Origin of the sequence: Brevibacterium zhoupengii, from assembly GCF_021117425.1 — a bacterium.
Classification (GTDB): domain Bacteria; phylum Actinomycetota; class Actinomycetes; order Actinomycetales; family Brevibacteriaceae; genus Brevibacterium; species Brevibacterium zhoupengii.
Genome location: NZ_CP088298.1, coordinates 4081144 through 4094649, shown reverse-complemented (window position 1 = coordinate 4094649; position 13506 = coordinate 4081144). Strand labels below are relative to the sequence as shown.

Sequence of the window (13506 nt, the reverse complement as noted above, 5' to 3'; positions counted from 1 at the left end):
GAGACCGAGTATTGTCCCTGCTCGGAGACGACCGAGATCGATCTGGTGTCCGCCGAGGTGCAGCCCCGCTAGGGACAATTCATCGTTCAACGGATCTTAGAACTCCGCAGGATCGTCGGAGGCGGTCATCCGCCGACGGGTGATGACGACGGCCGCGGCACCCACAACGAGGAGGCCGACGCCGAGCGCGAGCCCGGTCATCTCTGCACCTGTGCGAGGCAGGTCGCTGCCGCTGTCGTTGCCGTTCTCTCCGCCCTCATCGACGGAGGTGCCGTTGGTGACGACGGTGAAGCTGCCGCCCTGTGGCTTGTCGAAGCTGTCTGCCTGAGCTGTGACGTTGTACGTGCCCAGCACGGCCTTGACCTTCGCCTGCACGCCGAAGGTCGCCTTGCCTTCAGAGTCGGCTTCCTTCGTCATGGTGTAGCGATCGACCTTGCCCTGAGCGTGCTCGACAGTGATCGTGATCTTCTCGCCAGGCTGTGCACCGGTGATGCCGAGCTTGATGCCCTCGTTGAGGAAGTCCTCGGAGCTGATCTCGGTCGGATCGATGATGAGTGCCTGGGTCGCGTTGGCCGCGGCCTTCTTCTCGCCGTCATCGGTGCCCGGGCTGGCTGGAGCTGTCGTCTCCGACGGACCTGCCTGCGGGGCCTCGGACTCATCGTCGGCATCGTCAGCTGCGGGGGCCTCTGGCTCCGCAGAATCGGTGTCGTCTGTCGCTGGAGCCTCTGACTCCGTCTCGGTCGGCTCCGACGTCTCGCTTGCGGACTCAGTCGGCTCAGGAGATTTCGTCTCAGTTTCAGTGGGCTTGGGAGCAGCGGGCTTCCGAGCTTCCTTGGTCTCAGTCGGCTTTTCGCTGGGCTCTTCCGACTTGGACTCAGTGGGAGTCGGCTCGGCAGTCTTGCTCGGCTCCTCAGTCTTCGTCTCAGACGGAGTCGGCGCAGCGGATTCGCTGGGTTCGTCGGTCTCGGACGGGTCCGAGGCCGGGCCGGTTGCCGGGGTGCAATCGGGTGCCTTGGCATCCTCGTCGAGGTCCTTGGCAGAGCCGACGACCTCGAAGGTGACCTTCGAGGAGTCCTTCTCGGTCTTCTCATCGGTGAGGTAGAGAGAGTAGTTGCCGGTCGGAACCTTGGCGTTGTCCGTGACCGAGAAGAAGTAGGTGCCGGACACCTTTCCCTTCTCGTCGACGGTCAGCTTGGTCTCTGGTGAGTACTTGGACCCATCGGTGCCGACGACCGTGACGGTCGCCTTGTCGTCGGGAGTGAATCCCGTGCCGGAGAATCCGATGCCCTTCTTGCGGTCGGCAATATCAGCTCGGGTGACCTGTGCCGCGGACAGTGTCGCCTGCGGGTCTGAGCTGTCGGGAACCTTGGAATCGGGGTCAGTTGACTGCTGTGCGTCATCATACGCACAGAGCGGGCCTGCCGGCACCGGAGCGGACTCTGTCGCTGCGAACGCGGGAGCGCCAGCAAGACCTGTCAATGCAACGGCTACTGCGGGGGCAAGCACAAGACGCGAGGTCTTCACAGTAATGCCTTTCGTTTGTTGTCAACCCACGAAAGACGATGGACTCCCGGCATTCCTTGGCTTAAGAAGAGGAAGGCACCATCGTGCGCGGGTTCGTACAGCTCCTAACTCTAAAGCATTCACCAATGCCTATGGGGAGACACACGGGAGAAAACCAGCAAAAACTGCGGTTATCGTTATCGAGTCGTTACATAAGTACGGCGTGTCGGAGCTGCTGTGACATTTTTCGCCCCCGTATAAGCCCAGCTCACTGCACTCCAGAGTCCAGGGCGACTACCATGTGATACGTGACTCTCCTTTCCGATCGCGACATCCGCGCCGAGCTCGACTCCGGACGCATCGCCCTCGACCCCTATGACCCGTCTCTGATTCAGCCCGCCAGCGTCGATGTGTGCCTGGATCGCTATTTCCGTCTCTTCGACAACCACAAGTACCCAGTCATCGATCCGAGCCTCGATCAGCCCGAGCTCACCCGTTTCATCGAGGCAGCACCGGGGGAGCCCTTCGTGCTGCACCCCGGCGAATTCGTGCTGGCCTCCACCCACGAACTCGTCACCCTGCCTGATGATGTGGCAGCCCGGCTGGAGGGTAAGTCATCGCTGGGACGTCTCGGACTGCTGACCCACTCCACGGCCGGCTTCATCGATCCTGGATTCACCGGTCACGTAACGCTTGAGCTCTCGAATGTCGCCACCCTGCCCATCACGCTGTGGCCGGGAATGAAGATCGGCCAGCTCTGTTTCTTCCGCCTCAGCTCGGCTGCGCTCAACCCCTACGGTTCGCAGTCCACCGGCAATCGCTATCAGGGCCAGCAGGGTCCGACGGCCTCCCGTTCGCATCTCAACTTCTACCGGAGGGACATGTGACCACACGCCGAGAGCTGCGGATGCGGCGTCAGGCCGCCGAGCGTGTCAGTGACACAGGCGTCGATACCGACGTCTCGGCAGACCTGCGTGGATTCCATCTGCTTCTCCTCGACGAAGGGGTCGAGGTCTCCGATGTGCTCGCACTCGTGCACAACAGGCTTCCCGACATCACGCCCCGCTTGGACGCCAATGGTCAGCTGAAACTGAGCCGACACTCGCGCCTGAGCGAGGGGGTCGACCTCGACGCGGCCACGATCGCTGCGCTCGAACTGCCCGATTGGGCCCACCATGCGGTCGTCATCGACTGCCCCCGAGACCGTGAGCCGGTTCCGCCGCCGGACTGGTTCAGCGACGCCGACGGGCTCAACACAGCATTCCCCTCAGGCCTGCCCGACCGGGAAGAAGAGCGGATGCTCAGTCTCATCCTGGGTGTCGCATCACGCCTGCACACGGGTGTTCGGTTGGCGGACGAGGCTGGTCTGCCGACCCGGGTCCTCGTGCCCGACCCCGAAGCGAAGATCGACCTCTATCTCTATTCGACCTACTGGCTCGAGCCCGAGGTCGCACTCTCCCTCGTGCGCAAGCACGCCCCGCACGCCTTCCAGCAGGCGCTGCCGACACCTGACGAGGCGGTCCTCGCCCAGGCCACGATCGACGATCCGCTCTTCGACGCCTCGGCGCCGGTGATCCTCGACGGCTATTCGCTCCTCGTCCCGCTCGGAGATATCAGCGAGGCGGCCGGCATCATCGAGGTGCGCGTGTCTGAGGCCGACTGGGTGCCGCCGATCATCGCCAAACATCTGCAGATGCCGCTGGTCGAATACCACGTGCATTGGATGGACACTGAATCGAAGCGATACCAGCCGGCCCAAACCCGACGGTTCCGGCGGATGCGCAATCAGGTGGCCAGCCTCGTCGACAGCATCGGCGCGGAGCTGCTCATCGGCAGTGACGGGACTGGCCTGGATGAGACCGGGTTCCTCGTCACCAGCAGCCAGCTTCGCAGCTGATTCGTCCCCTCGGCGAGCGAAAAGAGCCTGCCCCGCCCGCCGATCCGCTGCCATCGGAATTCGCGCGGTGAGCGTGCGGCCTTGATGGGGCAGCCGAGCAGAACGTGTTGAGAATGACTGCCGATTACCAGTCCGCTGATTGGGAGATACACGGTGTGTCGTGAGAAAATACTGGTGAGCACTACATTCTGGCAAATCGTATAAATGACGGAGGTGTCCGCCGGTGATATTCATGACAGGAGCCTTTTTCGGGGCTGCTGTCATTGCGTTCCCACTGGTCAAGCGCCTCGGTCGCAACGGGTTCTTCCTCCTTGCCTTGGTGCCGCTTGCCGGTCTGATCCTCAGCCTGGCCAAAGTCCCCGACATCTTCGGAGCCGCAGGGGCACCCTGGGTCGAGAGCATGGGCTGGCTGCCGGCACTCGGCCTCGACGGCATCTTCCGCCTCGATGAGCTCTCCTGGATCATGAGCCTCCTGGTCACCGGCGTCGGGGCCCTCGTATTCATCTACTGCGCCCGCTACTTCCCGCCCGATGAGCCGGGATTGGCCAGGTTCGCCGCGGTCTTCATGGCCTTCGCCGGAATGATGTACGGACTCGTCCTCGCCGATGAGCTCCTCATGCTCTACCTGTTCTGGGAAGGCACCACCGTCTTCTCCTACCTGCTCATCGGCCACAGCCAGTCCCGCCGCCGTTCCCGCCAGGCTGCTCTGCAGGCCCTCATCGTCACCACAGCCGGCGGACTGGCCATGCTCGTGGGCATGATCCTGCTGATGGCCACGACCGGAACGGGCCAGATCTCCACCCTCATGGAGCGCGCGAGCGAAGGCATGGACACCGGGCCGGTCATCGTCTCGGCCGTAATCCTCATCCTCGTCGGTGCCGTGTCGAAGTCCGCGCTGATTCCCTTCCACTTCTGGCTCCCCGGCGCCATGGCCGCACCGACCCCGGTCAGCGCCTACCTGCACGCGGCAGCGATGGTCAAAGCCGGAATCTACCTCGTCCTGCGTCTGGCCCCGGGCTACCACTCTCTGCCTGGCTGGTCGGAGACCCTGCTCACGCTGGGTCTGCTCACGATGTTCATCGGCGGTTGGCAGTCGCTGAAACAGACCGACCTCAAACTCCTGCTCGCCTTCGGGACGGTCTCCCAGCTCGGATTCCTCACGACCTTGGCCTCGTTCGGCACCCCCGACATCACCAAGGCCGCCCTAGCCATGCTCATCGCACACGCGCTGTTCAAGGCCTGTCTGTTCCTGTGCGTGGGCATCATCGATCATCGCGCCGGCACGCGTGACCTGACGAAGCTCTCCGGAGGCTGGAAGGCCTTCCCGGTCGTGGCCGTCTGCGCCACGATCGCCGCAGCCTCGATGTCGGGTCTGCCGCCGCTGTTGGGCTTCGCAGCCAAGGAAGCGGTCTATTCGACCCTGCTCGCTTCGGGTGACAAGGCATCGATCATCGCCCTGATCGGCGTGATGATCGGTTCGATGCTCACCGTGGCCTATTCGGCCCGCTTCGTCTGGGGTGCGTTCTCGAGCAAGGAAGGCGTCGACGACATCGCTCGACGCGACGAGAAGATCACACTGATCATCTCCCCGGTCATGCTCACCGTCCTCACCGTCGCACTCGGCCCGGCAGTCGGACTCATCGACGGCTACTTCGGAGCTTGGACCTCAACGCTGCCGGTCATCGACCCCGGCGACGGCAACTACCACTTGGCTCTGTGGCACGGGCTGGAGCCGGCCCTGGCACTGTCTGCCGTGACTATCGCAGTGGGCCTCGGTCTCTTCTTCGTCCGTGACTCCTTCGCCAAGGTCCAATCGACGTTGCCCTCTGGCCTCGATTTCCACGACCTCTACCGCAAGATGATCAGCTCGATGGAGACGCTGGCTCTGTGGGTCACCTCCCGGACCCAGCGAGGCTCGCTGCCGTTCTACCAGAGTGTGATCTACCTCGTCCTCGTCGCTGGTGTCGGACTCGCGGTGATTTCGAACGACACGTGGAACATCGGCTTCAAACTCTTCGACACCCCGCTCGACTTCATCGTCGCCACAGTCCTCATCGTCGTCGCCGTGGCTGCGACCCGGGCCAAGAAACGCTTCACTGCCGTCGTCGTCACCGGAATCTCGGGCTATGCGATGGTCGCCTACTTCGCCTTCGTCGGCGCCCCGGATCTGGCCCTGACTCAGGTTCTCGTCGAGACGATCACCATCGTCGTCTTCGTGCTCGTCCTGCGCCGACTCCCGGCTCGGATCGGGCAGAGCACCGGACGCTTCACCCCGGCCTGGCGTGCCATCATCGGCGCAGCCGTCGGCATAACCATGATGGTGGTCGTGCTCATCGCCGCGGGAGTGCGCATCAGCGACCCGGTCTCCGTCGACTTCGGCCAGCTCGCCTACGAACTCGGCCACGGCAAGAACATCGTCAACGTGACTCTCGTCGACATCCGCGTCTGGGACACCCTCGGTGAGATCTCGGTCCTCGTTGCCGCCGGCACCGGCGTCGCCGGACTGATCTTCGTCCGTGGCCGTGAAGGACACCTCCACCGCTTCGTCTCCCGCAGGGACGGCACCGAAGGACAGGGGCGCGTGCGCTTCCAGCCAGTGGCCGAGGAGATCGGCGACTTCCACTACCACGATCCCGAGCACGAGGACGTGACCCAGCGCCGAGTCTCCTGGCTCATCGCCGGACGCACACTGGCCCCACGCAACCGGTCCATCATCCTCGAAGTCACCGCCCGTCTGATCTTCCACGCGGTCCTCATCTTCTCCCTCTACCTCCTCTTCGCCGGCCACAACGAGCCCGGCGGCGGCTTCGCCGGTGGTCTCGTGGCTGGTCTGGCACTGGTCGTGCGCTACCTCGCCGGCGGCAAATTCGAACTCGCCGAGGCGGCCCGCTTCACCCCCTCAGGCCTGCTGGGAACCGGAATGATCATGGCCGTACTCACCGGTGTCGGCGGTTGGATCTGGGGCGACACGGTGTTCAAGTCCGTCTACCTCGAAGGTGACATTCCAGTGCTCGGGCACCTGTCCTTCGGGACCTCCACGTTCTTCGACATCGGCGTCTACCTCATCGTCGTCGGCCTCATGCTCGACATCCTCAAATCCTTGGGCGCCGAGGTGGACCTGCACCAGGAACGCGATGAGATGGTCCTGACCAACCGACTCAACCAGTCATACAAACTCTCGGAGAACTTCAGCGCCGAGGCCGAACACGATGCAGTCTCCTCGATCCTCGACCGTGTCAACCACCTCGACGTGGACAACGGCGCGGAAGGGGGACGACTATGACTCTGCCCTTCATCATGGTGCTGGCGATGGGATTCCTCTTCGCCTGCGGCATCTACCTCATGCTCGAGCGGTCGCTGACCCGCGTGCTGTTGGGATTCATTCTGCTGGGCAACGGCGTCAACCTCCTCATCATCCTCACCGCAGGAAAGGGAACGCCACCGCTGACCGATGGAGAGAACCTGTCCACGGCGAGCATGTCCGATCCGCTGCCGCAGGCGCTCATCCTCACCGCCATCGTCATCACCTTCGCGGTCACAGCCTTCCTGCTGGCCATGATCTACCGCTCCTGGAGACTGGTGCGAGCCGATTCGCTGCAGGACGACACCGCCGACCTGCAGGTGGCGATCACGAAGATGATCGACTCCGAGGCGGAGGCGAGCACGGACTACGACGACACAGAGTTCGGTGACGAGGCCGAGAGCCCCATCACCGGTGCCATCGATCTCGACGATGACGGCAAGCCCCACGAACGAGAACCCGAGACCGACAGCACCGGTGCGGACGGAAACAGCTCGGTCACGGGTAGGGCCGGGACCACCTCGGCGACCAAGAATGACGACGGTTCGAACGGAACCGAGACGGAGGAGAAGAAATGACAGATCTCCTCCCCGTGCTCGTGCCGCTGCCCGTTCTCCTGCCGCTCATCGGCGCCGGCCTGGCGCTGGTGCTGTCGAAGCACTCGCGGGCCCAGAACATCGTGTCGATCCTGATCCTCAGCGCGGTCATGGTCATCTCGCTCATCATGCTCTTCGGTGTCGATGCCCACGGTCCGCAGGTCGTGGCGATCGGCGGCTGGGAACCGCCGGCGGGGATCGTGCTCGTCGCCGACAGGCTCTCCTCGCTCATGCTCGTCGTCTCCTCCCTGGTCACCCTGTGCGTGCTCATCTACGCACTCAGCCAGGACGCCAACGACGATTCGAACGAGACCCCGATCTCCGTGTTCAACCCCAGTTATCTGGTGCTGTGCGCGGGTGTCGCCAACGCCTTCCTCGCCGGAGACCTGTTCAACCTCTACGTCGGCTTCGAGATGTTCCTCCTCGCGTCCTATGTGCTGCTGACGCTGGGAGCCACAGCCGAGCGGATCCGGGCGGGCGTGACCTACGTCGTCGTCTCGCTCGTGTCCTCGGTCATCTTCCTGGCGGCGATCGGCGTCATCTACTCGGCCACCGGAACCGTGAACATGGCGCAGCTGTCCGAGCGGCTGAGCGACCTGCCCCCAGATGTGCAGATGATCCTGCATGTCCTCCTGCTCATCGGCTTCGGCATCAAGGCCGCGATCTTCCCTCTGTCCTTCTGGCTGCCCGACTCCTATCCGACTGCTCCGGCGCCGGTGACGGCCGTGTTCGCAGGCCTGCTGACGAAGGTCGGCATCTATGCGATCATCCGCACCGAGACGCTCCTGTTCGCCGAATCCTCCCTGCGGGTGCCGCTGCTGATAGCCGCGGCATTGACGATGGTGATCGGAATCTTAGGCGCGATCGCCCAGTCGGAGATCAAGAGGATCGTGTCCTTCACCCTCGTCTCCCACATCGGCTACATGCTCTTCGGTGTGGCTTTGGGAACGACTGTCGGACTCTCCGCCGCGATCTACTACACGGTCCACCACATCATCGTCCAGACTGCTCTGTTCCTGGCCATAGGCATGGTGGAAATGCGCGGCGGGTCGACGTCGACGAGATCACTCGGCGGACTCATGGTGCTCTCACCAGCACTGTCGATCATCTTCTTCATCCCGGCACTCAACCTCTCCGGCATCCCGCCGTTCTCCGGGTTCATCGGCAAGGTCGCCCTCTTCGCCGCTGGCTTCGCCGATCACGACTGGCTCGCAGTCTCCCTCATCGTCGCCGGCACCGTGACCAGCCTGCTCACCCTCTACGTCATCGGACGTACCTTCAACCTGGCCTTCTGGCGCGACCCCGCGGATGCGGAGGAGCCGAGCGAAGAGCTCGTGGCAGAGTTCGCCGAACGCAAGAAGGCCAAGCTCGCTGGCAAGCCCTGGAAATCTCAGATCGGCGTCCCGGGATCGATGTTCGCAGCCACCACGGTCGTGGTGATCGCCTCGATCGTCCTCACCGTCTTCGCCGCTCCATTGTGGGATCTGTCCGACCGTGCCGCGCAGAACCTGCAGTCTCCGCTGAGCTATGCGACGAAAGTACTGGGCGGTGATGACCAGTGAACGCCAGACGACCCCGGATGTCGAAGGGCCGCAGCTTCGTCCAGCAGCTGGTGCTGGTGTTCTTCCTCGTCGTCCTCTGGGTGATGCTCTGGGACTCCGTGTCGCTGATGCACATCATCACCGGCGTGATCTTCTCCTTCGTCGTGACACGAGTCTTCTACCTGCCGCCGGTGGTGCTGTCCGGACGTTTCAACATCATCCACGCCCTCAACTACGGACTGTGGTTCCTCTATTCGCTCATCATCGCCTCGGTCGAGGTGGCTTGGTACGCATTCCGGCGCCGCGCTGTGGGCGCCGGATCGGTCATCGCGTGTGATCTGCGCACGAGTTCTGACCTGCTGATGACACTCGTGGCAGACACCGCCAGCCTCATCCCCGGATCGATCATCGTCGACAGCGACCGGGCGTCGGGTGTCCTCTACCTCCACGTCCTCGACTGTGATTCCGAAGAGAAGGTCATCGCGGCCAAGAAGCTCGTCTACCACATCGAAGAGCTGCTCATCAAAGCCCTCGGCTCCCACCGTGACCTTGCTGCGCTGAAGATCAACCCCGACCCGATGGTCGATGAAAATGGAGGTGCCCGATGAGCCAGATCGTGCTCGACACCCTCGTCGTCGTGGCCTCGGTGCTGCTGGCCGCCTCGGCGATCATCGCCCTCTACCGCATCGTCCGCGGACCCTCGATCCTCGACCGCATGATCGCCACCGACGTCGTGCTGGCCTCCATCATGTGCGGTCTGGGCGGGTTCATGGCCCTGTCGGGTCGCACCGATCTCCTGCCCGTACTCATCGTGCTGGCGATGCTCGGATTCGTCGGATCCGTCAGCGTGTCCCGGTACGTGTCCAAGTCCGATTCCATGACCCCCGGCGCCGAGGTGGGTTCACTCAGTGACTTCTCCAGCTCCGACTGGCACATGCCCAAGGAGTCGCAATCCGCGACCGCGAGTGGAATGCCAGATGAGAACGCGCAGTGGCCCGACGATGTGGCCCGCGGGATCGCCGATGTCTCCGATGGCCCCGATGCTGTCACCGTCCAAGAGGACGAGGAGAACCATCCCGTGACTGTCGGACTCGATCAGGGCTCTGATCCCGGCGCCGTCCCCGCCGACGGTGAGGATGCGGGCGCCGAGTTCGAACCCGCCGACGAGGGCCCCAGCATGGAGGATCCCAACGGTGCGGATCCGGATGTCGACGGAGAGGGAGAGGGAACCGGCCCCGATGCGGGACCAGATGACTCCGATGACGGTGCTCGCACCGGTCCCGAACCCGACGACGAAGGGAGCCGCCGATGATCCTCGACATCATCTCTGCGCTGCTCATCCTCCTCGGCGGGGTGCTCTCACTGGCTGCCGCAGTGGGTCTGCTGCGCTTCGGCGATCTCCTCTCACGCATGCACGCGAGTGCAAAGCCGCAGGTGCTGGGGCTGCTGATGGTGGCCGTTGCGATCGCCATCCAGTATCCGACCTGGTCGACGGTGACGACTCTGGCGATCATCATCTCCTTCCAGCTCGTTACGATTCCCGTGGCTACGCACATGGTCGGACGCGCCGGTTATCGCACCAAGCACCTGCGTCGTTCTATGCTGTACCGAGATGAGCTCGCCGAGGCGGTCGATCGGGCAGAGGCCAGAGAAGTCGCGTGGGAACGCAGAAAAGGAATCGGAACGGACCCCAATGACGGTTGACAATCAGCACGAACCCCAGCCCCTGGTTCTGGTCGCCGATGACGAGCCCGATGTCCTCGGCGCCGTCGTCCCCTTCCTCGAACGCTCCGGTTTTCGGGTCCTCGCCGCCAGCGACGGCCTGCTGGCTCTCGACGAGATCCACCGGCACAACCCCGACGTCTGCGTCCTCGATGTCCTCATGCCCGGTGCCGACGGCAGACAGGTCCTGCGCCGACTGCGCCAGGAAGAGAACTGGGTCCCAGTCCTGCTGCTGACACAGGTCGGCGAAGCCGTCGAGCGGGCCATGGCACTCGAAGAGGGCGCCGATGACTACCTCAACAAACCCTTCGACCCGCACGAACTCGTCGCCCGCATCCGAGCGGTGCTGCGACGGACCCGCACGGACGGGCCGCCCCTGGCGACTGCCCCCGTGCTCGCCTCGAGCTTCGGCCTGCGCGTCGATCGCGTGGGCAGGCGCGCCTGGATGGGCAACCGCGAACTCGTGATCACCCCCAAAGGCTTCACCCTGTTGGAATACCTCATGGTCCACAAAGACGAACTCATCGAACGTTCCCGCCTGCTCGAGATCCTGTGGGGCTTCGAGGAGGCCGTGGGCACCCGCGCGGTGGATTCGCGTGTGGCCGAACTGCGTAGAGTCCTCGGCGAGGACGCTGCCGAACCGCGATGGATCGCGACCGTGCAGGGCCGCGGCTACCGGTTCGTCGGTGAGGTTCGAGGCGAAGAGGGTCAGAGGACCCTATGACGAACTTTCTGGTCTTCGAGATCCAGATCTGGCTGTTCCTGCTTCTGCTGTTCCTGGTCCTGGCAGGCCTGGCAGTCGGTGCCTTCTTCGCCTGGAGGTATCTGCGCAAGCGAGAAGCCACGCTGCGGGAATCGATCGAGACAGCGTCCAACGAGGACTCCCTGGCCAAACGTAACCGGATGCTCATCCGTTTGGACCATGAGCTGAAGAACCCCCTGACCGCTCTGCGCACCTCGGCCGCGAGCATCCGCGACGTCGTCCGCGAAGGCGGATCCATCACCGAGGTCGAATCCTCGGCCAAGCAGGTCGACATCTCCTCCCGCCGCGTCGCACGCCTCCTGGCCGACCTGCGTAAACTCGCCGACGTCGAGACTCGGATCATCGAATACTCCCGCGTCGACCTCGACCGACTCATCCACCAGGCCGTCGAGGACGCATCGACGGCGCCCGGGGCCGAGGACCGCATGATCGTGGCCACCGTCGCCCGCGCCCCCTGGCGTCTGCCCGACGTTGCCGGCGAAGAGGACCTGCTGCTGACGGCTATCCTCAACCTGCTGGGCAATGCGCTCAAATACTCCTCCCAAGCCGAAGTCGTCGAATTGCGTGCCAATGAGCAGATCATCGACAGCCACAGGTGGGTCGTCGTCGAGGTGGCTGACACGGGCAGCGGCATCCCGCTGACAGAGCAGGAACAGGTGTGGGACGAACTCTCACGCGGTTCCCGCGTCCGTGCGGTGGCAGGCTCAGGCATGGGGCTGTCCTTGGTCCGGGCGATCGTGACCCGGCATGGCGGCTCCGTGCAGCTGTTCAGTCAAGAGGGTGTGGGCACCTCGGTGCGCATGGTGCTGCCAGTGCTCGGCGATGCCGCACAGGTGACCGTGCCGCCGATGAACGATCAGGTCGGGCACGCAGCGGCCGGTTCTTCTCCGGTCCAACCCGTACAGCTTCCCGACTCACGTCAGTCACCCGGGTTCGTGCCGCCTCGGCAGCCGAACGAGGCCGAGCTGCAGGGCCGGATCTTGGGAACTCCTCGTCGAACCTCGAAACGCCGCCTGGAACGAGTCGACGGCAACCTGGTCAACCGCTCGACCGGAGAGTCGGTCAGCGGTGGGTTCCCGCCGGATTCCGGTCAGCATTCCCAGTTCAAACCGGGCCCCGGCATGCGCCGGACACCGGCAGCTCCTCAATCGGGCCCACCATCGGGACCGCAGTCCGGCCCGCAGCCAGGACCCGTCTCAGGATCTCAGTCAGGACCTGTGCAGGGGGCGGGCAGCCAGCCAGTGCCCCAGCAGCAGTACGGGAGTCAGCCAGGACCCCAGCACGGGTATGGAAGTCAGCCCGGGCCACAGCAACAATACGGCAGCCAACCGGGTCCACAGCAGGTGTGGCAACAGCATCCGCCACAGCCTCAGCGACCGCCTGAGCCTTCCCCGCAGACCCAGCAGCCTGATTCCGGACAGCAGCCATTGACCCGCAGGGAGCTGCGGTCGAGGGACGAACGGTGATGAGGCACGCGTCGAAGGTGCGAACAGTCGCGGCGGGAGCCGCACTGCTCGGCCTCGTCCTCAGCGGCTGCTCCGCACTGCAGATCCGCACCGCGGAACGCGATTCCGGTCCCGTTCGTGTGGCCGTGGAGGAGAAAGCCGGCGAGAACCCGACGACTGCGCCTCCTGATGACGGCATCCCCGAGGGAATGAAGAAGATCTCCGTCAACCTCGGCGCCGAATGCCCGGTCGACGTCAGCCTCGCCATGACTGATGACTGGACGGAGGGGTCGGTGACCGATGACTTCCACTCGTTCTCGCGCGGCACCTCGATTGCCGACAGCGACATGACCCTCGTCACCTGCACCAAGGGCTATGACGATTCGCCGCAGTCGCTCGTCGATTCACGGAAGAAGTACACGTTCTCCGAGAAGGACTCCTCGGTGCTCGCTCAGCGTTCGGGCAACCTCGCCGCCGGATACTACTGGTCCTACCAGGGTGTGCTCGGCCCGACGGAGATCTTCGCCATCAACCAGAAGCCGACGGTCATGTACGGAGTCGTGATCGGCTACAAGACCAATGGGCGTCTGGTCGAGATCAAAATTGATATGCGCGCCCTCGAAACTGACCCGGAGGCTGCCGAGGAGTTCAAGAAGATGCTCCCCACCGTCACCCTCGACGGAGAGAAGGTCCCCACACCCAGATTCAAATAGCGGTTTGCGGGCCCGAAGATCGGTG

At 63.9% G+C, this 13506-nt stretch carries 12 protein-coding genes; 11 read left to right on the top strand and 1 reads right to left on the bottom strand.

From position 1 onward, the window contains the following. Nucleotides 1–96: 96 nt before the first annotated feature. Nucleotides 97–1524 (bottom strand): LPXTG cell wall anchor domain-containing protein, encoded by a 1428-nt coding sequence (locus tag LQ788_RS18490; protein WP_231443561.1) that lies wholly within the window; start codon nt 1522–1524, stop codon nt 97–99. Nucleotides 1525–1811: 287 nt separating this feature from the next. Between LQ788_RS18490 and dcd the strand changes: the two genes are divergently transcribed. From dcd to LQ788_RS18435, 11 genes are all read left to right on the top strand, one after another. Continuing rightward, the gene (gene dcd / locus LQ788_RS18485) at nt 1812–2390 is read left to right on the top strand and encodes a dCTP deaminase (protein WP_231443558.1); all 579 of its coding nucleotides are present in this window, start codon (nt 1812–1814) and stop codon (nt 2388–2390) included. Then, nucleotides 2387–3400 (top strand): hypothetical protein, encoded by a 1014-nt coding sequence (locus LQ788_RS18480; RefSeq protein ID WP_231443557.1) that lies wholly within the window; start codon nt 2387–2389, stop codon nt 3398–3400. The genes dcd and LQ788_RS18480 overlap by 4 nt, the downstream gene beginning before the upstream one ends. A 232-nt stretch (nt 3401–3632) precedes the next feature. Then, nucleotides 3633–6683 carry a Na+/H+ antiporter subunit A gene (locus LQ788_RS18475; RefSeq protein ID WP_231443555.1) on the top strand — a complete coding sequence of 1017 codons (3051 nt, stop codon included), beginning with the start codon at nt 3633–3635 and terminating at the stop codon, nt 6681–6683. Continuing rightward, nucleotides 6680–7279, top strand: coding sequence for a Na(+)/H(+) antiporter subunit C (locus tag LQ788_RS18470; protein WP_231443553.1), 600 nt, complete (start codon nt 6680–6682; stop codon nt 7277–7279). The genes LQ788_RS18475 and LQ788_RS18470 overlap by 4 nt, the downstream gene beginning before the upstream one ends. Beyond that, nucleotides 7276–8859 carry a Na+/H+ antiporter subunit D gene (locus LQ788_RS18465; RefSeq protein WP_231443551.1) on the top strand — a complete coding sequence of 528 codons (1584 nt, stop codon included), beginning with the start codon at nt 7276–7278 and terminating at the stop codon, nt 8857–8859. Before LQ788_RS18470 ends, LQ788_RS18465 begins: the two co-directional genes overlap by 4 nt. Beyond that, on the top strand, nt 8856–9446 hold the full coding sequence (locus tag LQ788_RS18460) for a Na+/H+ antiporter subunit E (protein WP_231443548.1): 591 nt from the start codon (nt 8856–8858) through the stop codon (nt 9444–9446). The genes LQ788_RS18465 and LQ788_RS18460 overlap by 4 nt, the downstream gene beginning before the upstream one ends. Beyond that, nucleotides 9443–10150 (top strand): monovalent cation/H+ antiporter complex subunit F, encoded by a 708-nt coding sequence (locus tag LQ788_RS18455; protein WP_231443546.1) that lies wholly within the window; start codon nt 9443–9445, stop codon nt 10148–10150. The genes LQ788_RS18460 and LQ788_RS18455 overlap by 4 nt, the downstream gene beginning before the upstream one ends. Then, complete coding sequence (gene mnhG / locus LQ788_RS18450) at nt 10147–10542, top strand: monovalent cation/H(+) antiporter subunit G (RefSeq protein WP_231443544.1); 396 nt, start codon at nt 10147–10149, stop codon at nt 10540–10542. The genes LQ788_RS18455 and mnhG overlap by 4 nt, the downstream gene beginning before the upstream one ends. Next, on the top strand, nt 10532–11284 hold the full coding sequence (locus tag LQ788_RS18445) for a response regulator transcription factor (RefSeq protein WP_231443543.1): 753 nt from the start codon (nt 10532–10534) through the stop codon (nt 11282–11284). Before mnhG ends, LQ788_RS18445 begins: the two co-directional genes overlap by 11 nt. Beyond that, complete coding sequence (locus tag LQ788_RS18440) at nt 11281–12789, top strand: ATP-binding protein (RefSeq protein ID WP_231443541.1); 1509 nt, start codon at nt 11281–11283, stop codon at nt 12787–12789. Before LQ788_RS18445 ends, LQ788_RS18440 begins: the two co-directional genes overlap by 4 nt. Next, nucleotides 12789–13481, top strand: a complete 693-nt coding sequence (locus tag LQ788_RS18435) for a hypothetical protein (RefSeq protein ID WP_231447477.1) — start codon at nt 12789–12791, stop codon at nt 13479–13481. The genes LQ788_RS18440 and LQ788_RS18435 overlap by 1 nt, the downstream gene beginning before the upstream one ends. Nucleotides 13482–13506: the final 25 nt, after the last annotated feature.